Raw genomic sequence first — 17,033 nt, 5'->3', positions numbered from 1 at the left:
GTCACCGTTCGCGCAGGGTGCCGCCGCCGAGTCCCTCCCACTCGACGCGGTAGCCGAGCCGCGAGAGCGCGGCGCTGGCGTCGCTCACTCCGTGATCGTCGAGCACCGCCTCCGCGTCCGCGAGCGTCATCCCGGCGTCGAGGTCGTCGCCGATCGACGCGAGCGTTCCGGGGCGGATCAGCGTCCGCCCCACGAGTTCGTGGTCGGGGAACGCGACCGCGGCGAGGGCGTCCTCGCCGACCCCGCGGCGGGCCGCGAGGTCCGCGAGCGCGACGACGTCCTCGTCGGGGACCAGTTCGTCCGGGAGCGCGGCCGCGCTCTCGGCGACCAGTTCGTCCTCGTACTCCCGGAGGACGTCGACGACGTCTTTCACCCGCACCGACCCCGAGTAGGGGATCGCGCGGTGGTCGTGTGCGGTGATCTCCTCGCCGACGCCGAGGCTCTCGTCGACGGCGACGAGCATGTCGACGTCCTCCAGGCCTTCGAGTTGCGAGAGCTTCTTCGCGACGTACTCGGGGGTCCAAAACCCCATGATCTCGAAGTAGACGCGGAAGTCCGCGTCCCCTCCTTCGGCGGTATCCCCGCGGGGACCGCCCGCGGGACGATAGTCGAACGCGAAGTCGGGGATCATCACGCGCGTGCCCGTCGCCAGCGGTTCGGGCTCGCGGACGAGGTCCCAGTCGAGGCCGAGCCCCGAGAAGCGAGCCGCGAAGTCGGCCTCGACGCCGCTGTCGTACTCGACCTCGGCGACCGGGTCGGCGTCGGGGACCCGGACGGAGTCCTCGTGGGTGAGGACGAGCGTCCGCTCGGTCCCGCGGTCGTCGACGGTCGCCTCGAGGCGCCACGTGTCGGCTTTCGCGACCGTCCGCAGGAGGCGAGCGAACCGGGTGCCGTACCGGCGGGTCGCGCGGAAGAGCCGCGTCGGCCCCGTCACGACGACCTCGCGGCCGTCGGCCGTCTTGCGGATCTCGTACATCAGCCGCAGTCGCTTGACCGCCGAGACGAGCGCCTTCGGGTCCGACGAGCGAACGCGCACCTCCGTCGCGTCGAACAGCGCCGTCTGCGCGAGCGAGAGGTTGTACTGGGCCACGAGGTCGTCGGGGTCCCACCGCGGGTCGGCGGCGGCGAGGACCCGTCGCTCCTCGAGGTCGGCGTACAGCGACCGCTCGACGTCGTCGGCGTCGACCCCGTCCCCGAGGCGGTCGGCCGCCCGAGCGAGCGCCGCGGTCCGCTCGTCCGCGCCGACGACGCCGACCGCCTCGGCCGCCTCGAAGGCCGCCCGGCGCGCCCGCTCGGGGTCGACCGGCGAGCGAGTCTCGAAGGTCGCGTCGCGTTCGAGGAGGGCGGCGAAGCCGCGGACGAGTTTGAAGTGCTCTGCGTCGGCTTCGAGGTCGGCGAGGGCGTCGTCGAGGGCCCCGCGGGGCTCGCCGACGTGCCCCTGAAAGGTCCCGACGACGCGGGCGGCCAGCGGGCGGTGTTCGCGCCCGGCGAACCGCGGGCGGTAGCCGCCGCCCGCTCGCGAGACGCGAAGCAGGTCCTTCGTCAGCATCTATCGGGACGTGGGGGCGAAACCGCTAAAAGTCACCCGGACGGCGCGCTCAGACGAACGGCACCGGCTCCGGGAGCGGCAGGAGGGGCACGACGAACGTGTCGGCGACCGTCGCCAGACCGACTCGGGACGTTCGCCCGGTTCCGTCCGGCCGGGATCGATCGTCGTTTCAGCGCCGCCGGCTGGCGACGCGTTCCTCGGCGGTGTCGCCGCTCACGACCTCGTACAGCAGCGCGCGCCGCCCGTCGCCTTTCGGTCGGAGGATCCGACCGAGTCGCTGGGTGAACTCGCGTTCGCTCCCGCTTCCGGAGAGGACTACCGCCACGTTCGCGTCGGGGACGTCGACGCCCTCGTCGAGGACGTTCGAGGTCACCACGCGCGAGTAGGCCCCCTCGCGGAACCGCCCGAGTACCTCGCGGCGCTCGGCGGCGCCCGTCTGGTGGGTGATCGTCGGGATCAGGAACCGCTCGCTGACGTCGTAGGCGAGGTCGTTGTACGCCGTGAAGACGATGATCCGGTCCTCGCGGTGCTCTTCGAGGATGGTTTCGAGCGCGTCGAGTTTCGCCTCGCTGCCGTAGACGATCTCGCGGGCGCGCTGTTTGGCGAGCAATGCCTCGCGCGCTCGCGGATCCGACCCGGACCGTTTGACGAGTTCTTGGTAGTCGGAGCCGCTGCGAAGCTGGATGTTCGACCGTGCGAGGTAGTCGGTAAAGACCTCCTGGTTGCGGTCGTACGCCTCGCGTTCCTCCGGGGTGAGCGTCACTTCGAGTCGCTTCACGTCGTAGTCGGCGAGGTGGTCGCCGGCGAGTTCGTCCACGTCGACCCGACAGGCCAGCGGGCCGACGACCTCCTCGACGACCTCGTGGGCGCCGTCGGGCCGCTCGAACGTGGCCGTGAGTCCCATCCGCGCGGGCGCGGCGAGCAGGCGCGCGATCTCGCGGTAGCCCTCGCCGCCGAGGTGGTGGGCCTCGTCGAAGACGACGAGGCCGAAGCGGTCGCCGACGGAATCGGCCTTGAGGTACGCCGAGTCGTACGTCGAGACGGTGATCGGCTCGCGGCGCTGCTCGCCGCCGCCGAAGCGTCCGATCGGCCCCCCGAACTCGCGTTCGAGTTCGCGGCCCCACTGGTCGAGCAGGTCGATCGTCGGGACGACGACGAGCGTCGGGACCGCGAGGCGCTCGATCGCCTTCAGCCCGATCACGGTCTTGCCGCTGCCGGTGGGGAGTTCGAGGACGCCGCCGGGAGCCTGCCCGGGCGCCGGCGCGTCGCCGAGGTCGCGCCAGCGGTCGGTCGCGAGCCAGTCGTCCGTGGCCTCGCGCTGGTAGGCCCGAAGCTCGTACGCCGACGCGAGGGCGCCGACGTCGGGCAGCGAGAGGACGCGGTCGTCGACGGGAACCCCGCGCTCGGCGAGCGCCGCCCGGAGGTCGGCGTACCGGAAGGCGGGGGCGCGGAACGTCCCGCTGCGGGGGTCGGGTTCGAGTTCGACCTCGGGCGCCGCCTCGCGGACCGACGCCAGCGCCTCGTCGGACCCCTCGACGCGGATCGTTCCCTCGTCGTGCCGGAGGCGGATCGGTGTCACGCCGGGAGGTCGGGCCGGGAGCGACATAGCTCCGGCGCTCGGCCGACGGGCGCGGCTCGCGGATTTATTAGCGCGCGCGTCCACGGAATCGTCACCGATGCTCCACGCGACCGGCCCGCTGCTCACCGTCGACTGCTCCGACCGGACGACCGAGCGCACGCCGATCGACGCGATCCACGAGTCGTTTATCGGCGGCCGCGGCGTGGCGACGGCGCTGGCCCACGAGCGCATCCCGTTCGACGCCGACCCGTTCGGCCCCGAGAACCGCCTCGTGTTCACCACGGGGCCCCTGCAGCGTTCGAAGATGAGCTACACCGGGCGGACGAACTGCACCGGCGTCTCGCCGCTGACCGGCGGCCTGCTCTCGTCGAACGCCGGCGGGTTCGTCTCGCGCAACCTCGCCGCGACGGGGTACGGCGCGGTCGAACTCGTCGGGACGAGCGACGAGGTGGTGATCGTCCACGTCACCGGGGCGGGCGTGGAGTTCGAGGCCGTCCCGGAACTGGCGGGCGCGACGGTTCCCGAAGTCACCGACCACGTCGAGGGCCGCGGCCTCGGCCCCGAGCACGTCGTCGCGATCGGTCCCGCGGGCGAGAACCGCGTCCGGTTCGCCTCGATCATGACCTCCGAGAGCCGCGCGTTCGGCCGGGGCGGCCTCGGAGCCGTGATGGGTTCGAAGAACGTGAAGGCGGTCACGTTCGAGGGCGACGCCGCCCCGGACGTCGACCTGCCGGACGTCGCGACCGAGGTCCACCGCGAGGCGGCGACCTCCGAGCACGTCATGAAGCGACAGGGGACGACGTCGGTGACGGACCTCGCGAACGAAGTGGACGGGTTGCCGACGCGGTACTTCTCCGAGCGGCGGTTCGAGGGCGTCGAGGGAATCAACGGCGACGCCGTCGAGGAGAAGAAGTACGAGCGAGGGACCTGCTCGGCCTGCGCGTTCGCCTGTAAACTCCCGACGCGGGACGAGGCACGCGGCGTGGAGACGGAGGGCCCGGAGTTCGAGACCGTGATGGCGTTCGGCTCGAACTGCGCGGTCGACGACGTCGTCGACGTGATGCAGGCGAACGAACTCTGTGACACGCTTGGGATGGACACGATCTCCTGTGGAAACACGGTCGCGGCCTACCTCGCGAGCGAGGACGCCTTCGGCGACGCCGAGTTGGTCCACGAGACGGTCGAGAAGATCGCCCGCCGCGAGGGCGTCGGCGACTCCCTCGCCGAGGGGATCGGCCGGGCGGCCGACGACCTCGGCGTCGAGGACTGGACGGTCAAGCGCCTCTCGTTTGCGGGCCACGAGGGCCGCACCCTCCACGGCCAGGGGCTGGCTTACGCGGTCGCGAACCGCGGGGCCGACCACATGTACTCGACGTTCTACGCGTGGGAGTACCCCCTCGTCGACCGCGAGGCGTCGTTCCCGCAGGCGGGATTCGATGGGAAGCCGGCGGCGATCGCCGAACAGGAGAACGCGCGGGCGCTCGAAGACTGCGGGATCGTCTGTCGGTTCTCCCGGGGGACGATGACGCCCGAGCGATACGAGGCGCTGTTCGGCGCGGACTACGAGTCGCTGCTCGACGTGGGCGAGCGGGTGGTGACGCTCGAGCGGCACTTCAACAACCGCCGTGGCTTCGACCGGTCGGACGACACGCTGCCGTACGCCGACGACCTCGACGGCTTCGAGGCGGCCCTCGAGGAGTACTACGACGTCCGCGGCTGGACCGACCGGGGGACGGTGCCCGACGAGGCGGCGGCGGCCGCGGCGCCCGGCGCCGACTGAGCCGTCGAACGGCGCGCGAATCGGCCGACTGCGGCGATCCGTACCGGGCCGCGGGCCCGTACCTCAATCCTTTTATTACCGCTGTTCCTTGACAGGGACATGAGCGAAGACGAGGGCACGAACTCCGTTCCCGGCGCGGCCGCGGAGGGATCCGCCGGCGACGACGGGGCCGAGACGGAGGCCGAAGCCGGCGTCGAGGAGTCGGAAGGGGACTCCGCGCCCGAGGAGGCCCAGACCAAAGACGTCGGGCAGTTGCTCGACGAGATCGCGGAACTCGACGACGACCTCGCCCGCGAGGTCAACGTCGTCGTCGAGACGGCCCGCGACCTCAACGGGACGGTCTCCGACCAGCGCGAGGAACTGGCGGACCTGCGCGAGCGCGTCGACGCCCAGGCGGAGACGATCGAGGAGTTGCGGGCGGACCTCGACGACCGCGAGGAGCGGATCGACGAACTCGAGAGCCACCTCAAGCGCAAGCAGGCCGACTTCCAGAACTACAAGAAGCGCGCGAAAAAGCGCCAGGAACAGATCAAGTCCCGCGCCACCGAGGACCTCGTCGAGCGGCTGGTGGGCGTCCGCGACAACCTGAAGCGCGCGCTCGCCGAGGAGAGCGACGACGTCGAGAGCCTTCGCGAGGGCGTCGAGATGACCCTCAAGGAGTTCGACCGCGTCCTCGCCGACGAGGACGTCGAGGAGATCGACCCCGACCCCGGCAGCGATGTCGACCCCCAGCGCCACGAGGTGATGGTGCAGGTCGACAGCGGCCAGCCCGAGGGGACGATCGCCGACGTCTACACGCCGGGCTACGAGATGGACGGGAAGGTCATCCAGAACGCTCAGGTGACCGTCAGCAACGGCGAACTCGACGGGGACGAGGTGGCCAAAGCGGGCGAAGACGACGCGAACGACGGGGCCGCGGACGAGGGCGACACGGACGCGGACGAACCCGTAGACGCCGACGGGGGAGCGCTCGATCCCGACGGCGAGGTCGTCGACGAGGAGTAACCGCCGACCGATTCTCCGCGACTCGCCGCACTCGGTAGCGACGCGTCCGTCCGCGTCGCCGACGGGAAGGATCGACCGACGGTGTCGGGATCGCGGCCGGTCCAGCCGTCGGCGATCTGAATTTTATTCGTCAGCTCGAACCGTGTAGTAACCTTTAAAACAAAGTGCGCACTATACCCTTTCAGATGGCGAGTAACAAGATCCTCGGAATCGACCTCGGTACGACGAACAGCGCCTTCGCCGTGATGGAAGGCGGCGATCCGGAGATCATCGTCAACTCCGAAGGCGACCGGACGACGCCGTCGGTCGTCGCCTTCACCGACGACGACGAGCGCCTCGTCGGCAAGCCGGCGAAGAACCAGGCGATCCAGAACCCCGAGCGGACGATCGCCTCGATCAAGCGCCACATGGGGGAGGACGACCACACCGTCGAGGTCGACGGCGAGGAGTTCACGCCGGAGGAGATCTCGGCGATGATCCTCCAGAAGATCAAACGCGACGCCGAGGACTACCTCGGCGACGAGGTCGAGAAGGCCGTCATTACGGTGCCCGCGTACTTCTCCGACCGACAGCGCCAGGCGACCAAGGACGCCGGCGAGATCGCCGGCTTCGAGGTCGAACGCATCATCAACGAGCCGACGGCCGCGTCGATGGCCTACGGGCTGGACGACGACTCCGACCAGACCGTCCTCGTCTACGACCTCGGCGGCGGCACCTTCGACGTCTCCATCCTCGACCTCGGCGGCGGGGTCTACGAGGTCGTCGCCACCAACGGCGACAACGACCTCGGCGGCGACGACTGGGACGAGGCGATCATCGACTGGCTGGCCGACGACTTCGAGGGCGAACACGGTATCGACCTCCGCGAGGACCGGCAGGCGCTCCAGCGGCTGAAAGACGCCGCCGAGGAGGCCAAGATCGAACTCTCCTCGCGCAAGGAGACCGAGATCAACCTGCCCTTTATCACCGCGACCGACGACGGGCCGATCCACCTCGAAAAGTCGCTCACCCGCGCGAAGTTCGAGTCGCTCACCGCCGACCTGATCGACCGCACCGTCGAGCCGACCGAGCAGGCCCTCGAAGACGCCGGCTACTCCAAAGACGACATCGACGAGGTGCTGCTCGTCGGTGGCTCGACCCGGATGCCCCAGGTCGCCGAGAAGGTCGAGGAGCTGACGGGCAAAGAGCCCCAGAAGAACGTCAACCCCGACGAGGCCGTCGCGCTCGGCGCGGCGATCCAGGGCGGCGTCCTCGGCGGCGAGGTCGACGACATCGTCCTGCTTGACGTCACGCCGCTCTCGCTGGGCATCGAGGTCAAAGGCGGCCTCTTCGAACGGCTCATCGAGAAGAACACGACGATCCCGACCGAGGAGTCGAAGATCTTCACCACCGCGGCGGACAACCAGACAACGGTGCAGGTGCGCGTCTTCCAGGGCGAGCGCGAACTCGCCGAGAAGAACGAACTGCTGGGCGAGTTCCACCTGACGGGCATCCCGCCGGCGCCCGCCGGCACGCCCCAGATCGAGGTCACGTTTAGCATCGACGAGAACGGCATCGTCAACGTCACCGCCGAGGACAAGGGCACCGGAACGAGCGAGGAGATCACCATCGAAGGCGGCGCCGGCCTCTCGGACGAGGAGATCGAGCGGATGCAAAACGAGGCCGAGGAGCACGCCGAGGAGGACAAGAAGCGCCGCGAGCGCATCGAGGCCCGTAACACGGCCGAGGCGACGATCCAGCGCGCCGAGACGCTCCTCGAGGAGAACGACGAGATCGACGCCGACCTCCGCGAGAGCATCGAGGCCGCCGTCGAGGACCTGGAAGAGACGATCGACGACTCCGACGCCGACGCCGAGGACATCGAGGCCGCGACCGAGGACCTGAGCAAGGAACTCCAGGAGATCGGCAAGCAGATCTACCAGGAGGCCGGCGCGGCGGGCGCGGGCCCCGGCGGCGCCGGCGGCGCTGGCGGCGCGGCCGCGGGCGGCGCGGGCCCCGGCGGCATGGGCGCCGGTCCGAACCCCGGCCCCGGCGCGGGTGCCGGCGGCGGCGACGACGGCGAGGAGTTCGTCGACGCCGACTTCGAGGACGTCGACTTCGACGACGAGGACGAGTGACGCCGGGCGTCTCTCGATCGGCGGACTGACGCGGCCGACGCGCGCGGCCCGAACGGTCGTTTCAAGTGTTTCAACGGATTACCGGGGAGCAACGAATGAGCGAGGACTTCTACGACGTGCTCGGGGTCAGTCCCGACGCCTCCGAGGACGAGATCAAGCGGGCGTACCGGAAGAAGGCCGCCGAGTACCACCCGGACGTCAGCGACGACCCCGACGCCGAGGAGAAGTTCAAGAAGATCCAGAAGGCAAAGAAGGTCCTGACCGACGAGGACAAACGCCAGGCCTACGACCGGATGGGCCACGACCGCTACGAACAGGCCGAGAAGCACGGCTTCGACGCCGGCGCCGGCGGCGGCGCGGGCCCCGGCGGCATGGGTGGCGGCCCGTTCGGCGGCATGGGCGGCGGCGGGATGGGCGGTGGCGGCCTCGGCGACCTCTTCGAGCAGGTCTTCGGCGGGGGCGGGGGTCGCCGCCGCGACCGGCCCCGGAAGGGTCGGGACCTCCGGACCGCCCTCGAGATCGACCTCGAAGAGGCCTACGAGGGCGTCGAGAAGCAGTTCACGGTCGAACGGCCCGAGGAGTGTGACGTCTGTGGCGGCGCGGGTCACCCGCCGAGCGCCGAGGCACAGACCTGTCCGGAGTGTCAGGGTCGCGGACAGGTGACGCAGGTCCAGCAGACGCCGCTCGGGCGCGTCCAGCAGACGACCACCTGCCGGCGCTGCGAGGGCGAGGGGACGCTGTACTCCGAGACCTGCGAGGAGTGTCGCGGCGAGGGGTACGTCCGCACCGAGGCGACGCTCGTCGTCGAGGTCCCCGCCGGCATCCGGGACGGCCAGACCCTCCGGATGGGGAACGAGGGCGCGCCGAGTCCGAACGGCGGCCCCCGCGGCGACCTGCTGATCGACGTCGCGGTCCGCGACCACGAGGCGTTCGAGCGCGACGGCGACGACCTCCGGTACCGCCTGCCGATCTCGTTCCCGCAGGCGACCTTCGGCGACACGGTCGAGGTGCCGACCCTCGACGGGAGCGTCGACCTCGAGATCCCGCGGGGAACCCAGAGCGGCGAGGTGTTCCGCATCGAGGGCGAGGGCATGCCCCGCCTCGAACGCCGCGGGGACGGCGACCTCTACGTCCAGGTGCAGGTCGTCACCCCCGAGAGCCTCAACGAGGAACAGCGCGAGGCCCTGGAGGCGTTCGCCGAGGCCGGCGGCGAGGAGATCGACGTCAAGGAGGGGTTCTTCGAGCGGATCAAGCGGAGCTTCTGACCGCCGCGGGCCGCGGTACCACGGGGCACATTCTTGTCGGCGCGCGTCGAACCGTCGACCCGGGTGTTTCCCGTGACGGCAACGATACTGCTACTCGCCGGCGATTTCGTGGAGGACTACGAGGTCATGGTACCGTTTCAGGCGCTACAGATGGTCGGCCACGACGTCCACGCCGTCTGCCCGGAGAAGGAGGCGGGCGAGATCTGCCCGACTGCGGTCCACGACTTCGAGGGCGACCAGACCTACACCGAGAAGCCGGGGCACGGCTTCGAACTCACGCACGACTTCGACGCCGTGGACCCGGCCGACTACGACGCGCTGGTGATCCCCGGCGGCCGCGCGCCCGAGTACCTCCGGACCTACGACGAGGTGCTCGAAATCGTCCGGCACTTCTTCGCCGCGGACAAGCCCGTCGCGTCGCTGTGTCACGGCGCGCAGATCCTCTCGGCCGCGGACGTGCTGGAGGGGCGGACCTGCACCGCCTACCCGGCGCTGAAAGCCGAGGTGCTCGCCGCCGGCGGCGACTGGGAGGACGGCGTCGTCCGCGACGGCGCCCTCGTGACGGGGCAGGCGTGGCCGGACCACCCCGAGTGGCTCGCGGAGTTCCTCGACGTCCTCGGCACCGACGTCGAACACGAGGCGCCCGCGGCGGCCGACGACTGACGGCCCGACCGGCGCGCTTTTTTGATCGCGGCCGAAAGCCGCGCGTATGGACGCGGACGCGGAGACGGTGGGCGACCTCCTGACACGGGACCGACGCGACGAGCGACCCGCGCTCGTCGACGCGACCGGGCGCGCGTACGACTACCACTGGCTCTGTACGACCGCCTGGAAGTCGGGGAACTTCCTGCGACACGCCGGGGTGCGCCGGGGCGTGACCGTCGGCGTCGTCGGCGAGGGGCCGCTGGCCCTGCTCGCCTTCTTCGGGACCGCGCTGCTGGAGGGGACGACCCGGTTCGACCCGCCGCGGGACCTCGCCGGGAGCGAGGACTTCCGCGCGCTCGTCGGCCCCGTCGACGCGCTCGACGACTACGACCTCCCCCGGGGCGCCCAGCGGGTCGGCTACGGCGGGAAGCCCGAGGCACCCGCCGTCCACCACTTCGACGCCGGCCTCTGGAGCGAGAATCCGGCGTTCCCGCCGCTCTCGATCGACCCCGACACGCCGCTGCTCGCGGACGGCGCGCGAACCTACTCCCACGGCGCGGTCGTCGAGGCGGCCCGCGACGTCGTCGACGACGCCGGACTCGAACCGGGCGACCGGGTCGCCGTCCGGGCGCCGCTGTCGACCCCCGGAACGGTCGCGGCGGGCGTGATCGCGCCGCTGCTAGCCGACGGCGTCGTCGTCCTCGGTGACCCGGCGGAAGAGGAGGACGCTCCGGCGCCCGCGCTCGTCGTCTCTCCCGACGAGCCCGAATCGCGCCACGTCGACCCCGAGACCGTCGACATCGGCTGACTCGCCGTCTGGCCTGCAACATCGTGGTCCACGACTATGCGGCTGGTCGTCCCCGGGCCTAGGTGAGATGCCTATAAACGACCTCCACGAACTGTTCGTTCACAAGCTCCGACAGGTGTACTACGTCGAGACGCAACTCGTCGAGACGCTCGACGAGATGGCGATCAACGCGACGAACGACCGGATCAGCCGGGGATTCGCGGACCACCGCGAGGAGACGCGCGAGCAGGTGCGTCGCCTCGAGCAGGTGTTCGACGCCGTCGACGTCACGCCGGCGCCGACGGAGAAACCGATCTTCGACGCGCTCGAGACGGAGCGCCAGCGGATGGAAGGGGAGATCACCGACGACGACCTGCTCAACTCCAGTTACCTCGTCGCGGGGATGACGACCGAGCGCATCGAGATGACCGCGTACGAGGGGCTGTTGATGCTGGCGCGAAAGCTCGACTACGGCGGCGACGTGACGGACCCGCTCCAGCAGAACCTCGACGAGGAGCAGTCGGCCTACCGCGAACTCGACGCGATGGCGACCGCCTCGGACCTGAAGTCGCTGTGGGACCGGATCACCCCCTCCTGAGCGCGACTACGCGTCCTCGTCCGCCGCCGGCGCGAAGACGACGAGCGCGGTGCTGTCCTCGACCGCGTGTGGCGAGATCTCACGCTCGCCGCTGAACCGGGCCACCTCTCCCGGCGTCAGGTCGTACGTCTCGTCGTCGAGCGTCAGTTCGAGGCGTCCCGAGAGCAGGTGTAACACGACGTTCGTGCCGGGGTGGGTGTGGGGCGGGACGCGGTCGCCGGCGTCGAGGCGGAGGCGCACCGTCCGCGGCCGGCGCTCCGCGAACACTTCGGCGTGGGTGGCCTCCTCCAGACCGTCGAGCGCGGTGACCTCGGGCATAGGGCGAAGTCCGGGCCGGACGCATCTCCCTCCTGCCCCGAACACGTTCGAATCGTTATTCTCGGCTCCGGCCGTCGGTCCCGCGCCGCGGGCCAGTCGTGGACCCGCGGCCACCACTCGTCGTGGGCCGCGGGCGCGACCGAGAGGCCGACCTGCGTACCGCGGCCCTCCGGTGGAACCGTCGGTTACAAGAGCGAACGCGCCCAACCACCGGGCGTGCAGATCGAGTGTGTCTTTTTCGGACCGTTTCGGGAGGACGTCGGCGAGAAGACGGTCCACCGGGAGACCGACGCCCAGCGCGTCGGCGACCTGCTCGCCGAACTCGAGTCGGCGTACCCGGAACTCGATGGACGCCTCGTCGACGACGCGGGCGACGACCTCGCGGAGAAGACCGTCGTCACGAAAAACCGGACGGACGTGAGACACCTCGACGGCCTCGATACCGCGGTCGAGCCGGGCGACGTCTTCCGGCTGGTGCCGTCGGTCTACGGCGGGTCGGATTCCTCTCACGACTAAAGTCGTGGGCTTCCTCCTTGCATTTCTGTGACCGGCCCGTCAGTCTCCGGGGGTCACTACTTTCGCCGGCGCGTCGAACGGCCGGCCATGCCCGGCGATACGTTCTGGCACGACCTGCGGGAGGCCTGCGAGTCGATCGAACGGGGGAGCGTGCTCGTGACCCCGGTCTCCGAGCGGCGGTTTCGGATCGAGGCGACGTTCGACGACCGGATCGTCGTTCGCTTCCTCGACAGCGAGGAAGAGCGGACGCTCTGGCGCGAGCAGTTCGAGGTGTTCGCCGACCGGCTCGCGGACGGGCCGGTGCCCGTCGAGGGGCTCCCACCCGGCGTCGAGCCGTACGCCGGCGCGGTGACGCTCGCGGCCGCGTACGACAGCGACGGCGAGACGATCGAACGCGCGCCGGCGGAGTCGACCGCGGGCGAGAGCCCGTTTCTCGTCCCGCCCGAGGAGGCGCGGACGCCGCCCGAGCGCGTCCACGACGACGCGCTCTTGCTCGCGGCCCTGCTCGAACGCCTCGACGCCGGGGACCTCGATCGGCTCGACACGGACGCGCTGACCGACCTCTACGTCCTGCTCTCGGACGTCCAGCGCGGGGCAGATCGGCTCCGCCGCTCCGCCCGGGAACCGCTGCTCGACCGACTCGGACCGGGCCAGCGCCTCCACGGGCGGTACGGGACGGTGCGCCGGACGACCCGGGAACGGCGGCGGCCGAAGGACGAGGGGGCCGTCCTCGACGCCCTCGACGAGCGCGGGATTCCCCGCGAGTGGGTGCTCGGGGTCGACCCGGAGAAACTGGACGTGGTCCTCGCCGCGACGGATCTGGAGGAAGACGAGGTGTACGACGTCGACGAGCAGGTGTACGTCCAGAAGACGGGCGTCGACGAGAGCGAGAAGTTCTCGCGCCTGCAGGGGTTCGCCGACCGGATCGCCGACCTCGAGGACGAAGCGGGCGAGTCGCTCCGCGAGGAACTCGACGACCTGGAGGACCGACTCGAGGAGGCGCTGTCGGTGGGCTGACGGCCCGGTCGCGGGCGCGCGGAGACGGCCGGACGGTCACTCGGCGGGCGGCGCGACCGACTCCACCGCCGCGTCGGGGACGGTGCCGTCCTCGTTCCAGCCGCGGGCGTCGTAGTACTCCTGAATCGCGTCCTCGAGGTCCGGTAGCTCGTAGGGCGTGCCGTCGTCGGTGCGGTCGAAGCCGCGGCGATTGTTGAAGTGGCGTTCGAGTTCGACGGTCCGCGCGCCGACCGCCAGCAGGTCCTCGTAGTCGGCGTCGAACAGCCGCGCGAGGCGCTCGTCGGTGACGTAGTCGCCGCCGAACGCGCAGACGATCCCCGAGTCGCGAAACGCCGCGTAGTTCTCCCGTTCGACGAGGGTCTCCGCCTTCCCCAGCGTCCCCTCGGGGTTCAACTCGCCGGCGTACTCGAGGCTCAGCATGCCGGCGTACATGTGGTCGGCGCCGCGGTTCGCGACCGCGTAGGAGAGGCCCTGCCCGTGGAGGACGCGGCCGTCGTGGGCGGCGAACTCCATCCCCTTGACGGTGTAGTCGTCGACGCCCAGTTCCTCGTGACAGCGGTGGACGCCCTCGGCGAGGGAGTCGCCGATCCCCTCGCGGTAGGCGATCCGTTCGGTGACCTCGCGGGCCAGTTCGGCGTCGCCGAAGGCGTCCTCGCTCGCGAGGTAGGCCGCGACTGTCACGCCCGCCGAGATCGTGTCCATCCCGAGCGTGTCACAGAGTTCGTTCGCCTGCATCACGTCCACGATGTCGCCGACGCCCTGGAGGGAGCCGAACGAGTAGACGGTCTCGAACTCCGGGCCCTCGGTCTCCACGCCGCGTGCCTCGTCCCGCGTCGGAAGCTTGCAGGCGTAGGCACAGGTCGAGCACGCCCCCCGCTCGTACTTCTTCTCCTCGACGGCGCGCCCGCCGATGTCGGCGGCGTGCTCGAACTCGTAGCCCTCGAAGTATCTGGTGGGAAGCGAGAAGTTGTCGTTGATGAACTCCGTCCCGCCGGTGGTTCCCTGGCGCTTCATCCGGTCGTCGGACTGGGCGGCCTCGCGGTGGACGTCCGTCTGCACGTCGGGGACGTCGACGTCCGGGGCGGCGTCGCCCTCGAACGTGACCGCCTTCACGTTCTTCGACCCGAGCACCGCGCCGAGGCCGCCCCGGCCGAACGCCCGCGAGTCGAAGGTCATCACGCTCGCGAACCTGACGAGGTTCTCGCCTGCCGGCCCGATGGCGATGCAGTGTTCGGGGCCGAGGTCTCGCGTCTCCGCGACGTGCGCCGAGACTTCGGGAACCGTCGCGCCCGCCAGTTCCGGGACGGCCTCGAACTCCACGCCGTCGTCAGTGACGTGGACGATCACTAACTCGTCGCTCTCGCCGGCGAGTTCGAGGACGCTGATCCCCGTCCCCGCGAAGTTACGCGAGAGGTAGCCCCCCGCGTTCGTGGACGCGAGGCCGTCGGTCAGCGGCGAGAGCGCCGTCATGTTCATCCGCCCGGTGAAGGACATCCGCGAGAGCTGGAGCGGGCCGGTCGAGAGGTACGCGCGGTTCTCGGGACCGAACGGGTCGGCGTCGAACGGGATGCGCTCGTGGGCCAGCGCCGTCGCGGCCGCGCGGCCGCCGACGTACGTCTCGAGGACCTCCTCTATCTCGGTTCTCGTCGCCGTTCGCTCACCGACGTCGACGGTGAGCAGTGGGCCGGTCGCGTGGAGCATACCGACCATTTGTGAGGGCGACGACTTAGCTGTACGCGAGTCGGAACCGCGAACCGATTCGGTGCAAAAAACGTGCGTCGCTACCGCGCCGCCTCGATCTCTTCGAGCGCCTCGGGGTTCTCGATGCTGCTCATGTCGCCGAGGTCCTCGCCGGTGTAGGTGGCCTCGATGGCCCGGCGGATGATCTTGCCCGACTGGGTCTTGGGGAACTCGTCGACGAACAGCACCTCGCGCGGGCGGAACGGCTTGCCTAGCTCCTCGCCGACCTGCTCGCGCAGTTCCTCCCGGAGGTCCTCGCTCTCCTCGGCGCCCTCCTCGCGGATGACGTAGGCGACGACGGCCGTACCGGTGGTGTCGTCGGGGGCGCCGACGGCGGCCGCCTGGTTGACCGCCGGGTGGTCGATCAGCGCCCCCTCGACCTCCGCGGGGCCGACCTTCCGGCCGGCGACGTTCAGCGCGTCGTCGGCGCGGCCGTGGAGGAACCAGAAGCCGTCGTCGTCCTTCTGGGCCCAGTCGCCGTGGTCCCAGAGGTCCTCCCACGTCGACCAGTACTCATCGAGGTAGCGCTCGTCGCCGCTCCACAGCGACTTCGTCATGCTGGGACAGGAGTCACGCGCGACGAGGAAGCCCCGCTCGTGGCTGTCGGCGATCGAGTTCCCGGCCGAGTCGACGATGTCGACGTCCATTCCGAGGCCGGGCCCGCCGAGCGTACAGGGTTTGAGCGACTGGATCGGCATCGGCATCAGGAAACAGCCGCAGATTTCGGTGCCCCCGGAGATGTTGACAATGGGCGCCTGACCGCCGCCGACCTTCTCGTAGAACCACCGCCAGCTTTCGGGGTCCCACGGCTCGCCGGTCGATCCCAGCAGGCGCAGCGAGGAGAGGTCGTGGCCCTCCACCCACTCGTCGCCGTGTTTGCGCAGCGCGCGGATCGCGGTCGGCGAGATGCCGAACTGGGTGATCCCGTGGCGGTCGATCATCTCCCAGAACCGGTCCGGTCGGGGGTAGTCGGGCGCGCCCTCGTACATGAAGACGGTGCCGCCGAAGGTGTGGACGCCGATCAGCGTCCACGGCCCCATCATCCAGCCGATGTCGCTCACCCAGAAGAACCGGTCGGCGGGCTTCAGGTCGAAGCCGAAGTACAGTTCCTTCGCACACTGGGTCTGTACGCCGGCGTGGGTGTGGACGATCCCCTTCGGCTTGCCCGTCGTCCCGGAGGAGTACAGCAGCATCGACTCCTGATCGGAGGGCAGCGACTTCGTCTCGTAGTCGTCGTCGCGCGTCTCGACGGCCTCGACCCACCACTCGTCGCGGTCGTCGTCCCACGGAATCTCGACGTCAGAAGCGTCGTCGCTGGCGCCCAGCCGATCGACGACGATGGCGTGTTCGACGTGACCGGCCTGTTCGATCGCCTCGTCGGCGGCGCCCTTGAGGGAGACGTGCTCGCCGCGGCGGTAGAAGCCGTCGCCCGTAAAGAGCACCGAGCACTCGGCGTCCTCGATGCGCGTGGCGGTGGCGTCGACGCCAAAGCCCGAGAAGATCGGCACCGCGATCGCGCCGACCTTGAAACAGCCGTAGAGGATCGACACCACCTCGGGCACCATCGGCATGTAGAGGCCGACGGTATCGCCGGTCTCGATCCCGCGCGCTTCGAGCGCGTTCGCCACCTGATTCGCCTGCCGGCGGAGTTCGTGGTAGGTCACCTCCCGGACCTCGCCGTCCTCGCCCTCCCAGATGACGGCGACGCGGTTGCGCGTCTCGGTCTCGCGGGCGGCGTGGCGGTCGAGGGTGTTGTGGGCGACGTTGAGTTCGCCGCCGGGGTACCAGTCGGTGAACTGCGGGCCCTCGCCGTCCTCGCGGACCGCGTCGTACGCCTCGTAGAACTCGATCCCGAGGTAGTCGACGACTTCGTCCCAGAACCAGTCGAGACCGCTCTCGGCGACGCCTTCGACGTCGCCCGTGGTTCGCTCGATCAGTTCGTCGTAGTCGTCGATGCCGTACGCCTGCATGAAGGCGTGGACGTTCGTCGATTCGACGAACTCCCGCGACGGTTCGTGGACCACTTCGTCGAGGTCTATCGTCCCTTCCATGGGCGTTCGTCGGGCAATTCTTGCCCGATCGTCAAAGTAATTTCTAGGGTCGCCGTCCGTACGGCC

Annotated in this window: 14 protein-coding genes; 9 read left to right on the top strand and 5 right to left on the bottom strand. The window is 70.1% G+C overall.

Annotated features, from left to right (window positions below; translation table 11 throughout):
- Position 1: 1 nt before the first annotated feature.
- Positions 2-1,549 (bottom strand): DUF790 family protein, encoded by a 1,548-nt coding sequence (locus NKG98_RS05560; protein WP_254768670.1) that lies wholly within the window; start codon positions 1,547-1,549, stop codon positions 2-4.
- A gap of 169 nt (positions 1,550-1,718) precedes the next feature.
- On the bottom strand, positions 1,719-3,155 hold the full coding sequence (locus NKG98_RS05555; protein WP_254768669.1) for a DEAD/DEAH box helicase family protein: 1,437 nt from the start codon (positions 3,153-3,155) through the stop codon (positions 1,719-1,721).
- Between the two features lie 70 nt (positions 3,156-3,225).
- Here NKG98_RS05555 and NKG98_RS05550 point away from each other — a divergent pair, with 70 nt between their 5' ends.
- The 7 genes from NKG98_RS05550 (at position 3,226) to NKG98_RS05520 (ending at position 11,325) form a co-directional block, all read left to right on the top strand.
- Positions 3,226-4,908: an aldehyde ferredoxin oxidoreductase family protein gene (locus NKG98_RS05550; protein ID WP_254768668.1), complete on the top strand. Its 1,683-nt coding sequence runs from the start codon at positions 3,226-3,228 to the stop codon at positions 4,906-4,908.
- A gap of 99 nt (positions 4,909-5,007) precedes the next feature.
- Positions 5,008-5,913 (top strand): nucleotide exchange factor GrpE, encoded by a 906-nt coding sequence (locus tag NKG98_RS05545; RefSeq protein WP_254768667.1) that lies wholly within the window; start codon positions 5,008-5,010, stop codon positions 5,911-5,913.
- A 185-nt stretch (positions 5,914-6,098) separates the two neighbouring features.
- Positions 6,099-8,030: a molecular chaperone DnaK gene (gene dnaK, locus NKG98_RS05540; RefSeq protein WP_254768666.1), complete on the top strand. Its 1,932-nt coding sequence runs from the start codon at positions 6,099-6,101 to the stop codon at positions 8,028-8,030.
- 95 nt (positions 8,031-8,125) lie between these two features.
- Positions 8,126-9,295, top strand: coding sequence for a molecular chaperone DnaJ (gene dnaJ / locus NKG98_RS05535; protein ID WP_254768665.1), 1,170 nt, complete (start codon positions 8,126-8,128; stop codon positions 9,293-9,295).
- Positions 9,296-9,367: 72 nt separating this feature from the next.
- Positions 9,368-9,958 carry a DJ-1/PfpI family protein gene (locus NKG98_RS05530; protein ID WP_256558472.1) on the top strand — a complete coding sequence of 197 codons (591 nt, stop codon included), beginning with the start codon at positions 9,368-9,370 and terminating at the stop codon, positions 9,956-9,958.
- Positions 9,959-10,004: 46 nt separating this feature from the next.
- Positions 10,005-10,748, top strand: a complete 744-nt coding sequence (locus NKG98_RS05525) for a hypothetical protein (protein WP_254768664.1) — start codon at positions 10,005-10,007, stop codon at positions 10,746-10,748.
- A 67-nt stretch (positions 10,749-10,815) separates the two neighbouring features.
- Positions 10,816-11,325 carry a YciE/YciF ferroxidase family protein gene (locus NKG98_RS05520; protein WP_254768663.1) on the top strand — a complete coding sequence of 170 codons (510 nt, stop codon included), beginning with the start codon at positions 10,816-10,818 and terminating at the stop codon, positions 11,323-11,325.
- 6 nt (positions 11,326-11,331) lie between these two features.
- Here NKG98_RS05520 and NKG98_RS05515 read toward each other — a convergent pair whose 3' ends face one another.
- A complete protein-coding gene (locus NKG98_RS05515) occupies positions 11,332-11,643 on the bottom strand; it encodes a cupin domain-containing protein (protein WP_254768662.1) in 312 nt (103 codons plus the stop codon).
- Positions 11,644-11,859: 216 nt separating this feature from the next.
- Here NKG98_RS05515 and NKG98_RS05510 point away from each other — a divergent pair, with 216 nt between their 5' ends.
- Together NKG98_RS05510 and NKG98_RS05505 are read left to right on the top strand one after the other, a co-directional pair.
- Positions 11,860-12,159, top strand: coding sequence for a ubiquitin-like small modifier protein 1 (locus tag NKG98_RS05510; RefSeq protein ID WP_254768661.1), 300 nt, complete (start codon positions 11,860-11,862; stop codon positions 12,157-12,159).
- A gap of 87 nt (positions 12,160-12,246) precedes the next feature.
- Complete coding sequence (locus tag NKG98_RS05505; protein ID WP_254768660.1) at positions 12,247-13,176, top strand: DUF7983 family protein; 930 nt, start codon at positions 12,247-12,249, stop codon at positions 13,174-13,176.
- Positions 13,177-13,212: 36 nt separating this feature from the next.
- On the opposite strand, the gene NKG98_RS05500 is transcribed toward NKG98_RS05505, so the two are convergent.
- Together NKG98_RS05500 and NKG98_RS05495 are read right to left on the bottom strand one after the other, a co-directional pair.
- On the bottom strand, positions 13,213-14,877 hold the full coding sequence (locus NKG98_RS05500; protein ID WP_254768659.1) for an aldehyde ferredoxin oxidoreductase C-terminal domain-containing protein: 1,665 nt from the start codon (positions 14,875-14,877) through the stop codon (positions 13,213-13,215).
- A gap of 80 nt (positions 14,878-14,957) precedes the next feature.
- A complete protein-coding gene (locus NKG98_RS05495; protein WP_254768658.1) occupies positions 14,958-16,967 on the bottom strand; it encodes an AMP-binding protein in 2,010 nt (669 codons plus the stop codon).
- Positions 16,968-17,033: the final 66 nt, after the last annotated feature.

This window comes from Salinilacihabitans rarus (assembly GCF_024296665.1).
GTDB lineage: Archaea > Halobacteriota > Halobacteria > Halobacteriales > Natrialbaceae > Salinilacihabitans > Salinilacihabitans rarus.
Note: the sequence above shows the minus strand (reverse complement) of the source record. Positions and strands in the feature narration are given on the sequence as shown.

Excerpts from the sequence above, each read along its gene's own strand:
- NKG98_RS05560 (WP_254768670.1), bottom strand. The coding sequence starts at position 1,549 with ATGCTGACGAAGGACCTGCTTCGCGTCTCGCGAGCGGGCGGCGGCTAC.
- NKG98_RS05555 (WP_254768669.1), bottom strand. The coding sequence starts at position 3,155 with ATGTCGCTCCCGGCCCGACCTCCCGGCGTGACACCGATCCGCCTCCGG.
- NKG98_RS05550 (WP_254768668.1), top strand. The coding sequence starts at position 3,226 with ATGCTCCACGCGACCGGCCCGCTGCTCACCGTCGACTGCTCCGACCGG.
- NKG98_RS05545 (WP_254768667.1), top strand. The coding sequence starts at position 5,008 with ATGAGCGAAGACGAGGGCACGAACTCCGTTCCCGGCGCGGCCGCGGAG.
- dnaK (WP_254768666.1), top strand. The coding sequence starts at position 6,099 with ATGGCGAGTAACAAGATCCTCGGAATCGACCTCGGTACGACGAACAGC.
- dnaJ (WP_254768665.1), top strand. The coding sequence starts at position 8,126 with ATGAGCGAGGACTTCTACGACGTGCTCGGGGTCAGTCCCGACGCCTCC.
- NKG98_RS05525 (WP_254768664.1), top strand. The coding sequence starts at position 10,005 with ATGGACGCGGACGCGGAGACGGTGGGCGACCTCCTGACACGGGACCGA.
- NKG98_RS05520 (WP_254768663.1), top strand. The coding sequence starts at position 10,816 with ATGCCTATAAACGACCTCCACGAACTGTTCGTTCACAAGCTCCGACAG.
- NKG98_RS05515 (WP_254768662.1), bottom strand. The coding sequence starts at position 11,643 with ATGCCCGAGGTCACCGCGCTCGACGGTCTGGAGGAGGCCACCCACGCC.
- NKG98_RS05505 (WP_254768660.1), top strand. The coding sequence starts at position 12,247 with ATGCCCGGCGATACGTTCTGGCACGACCTGCGGGAGGCCTGCGAGTCG.
- NKG98_RS05500 (WP_254768659.1), bottom strand. The coding sequence starts at position 14,877 with ATGCTCCACGCGACCGGCCCACTGCTCACCGTCGACGTCGGTGAGCGA.
- NKG98_RS05495 (WP_254768658.1), bottom strand. The coding sequence starts at position 16,967 with ATGGAAGGGACGATAGACCTCGACGAAGTGGTCCACGAACCGTCGCGG.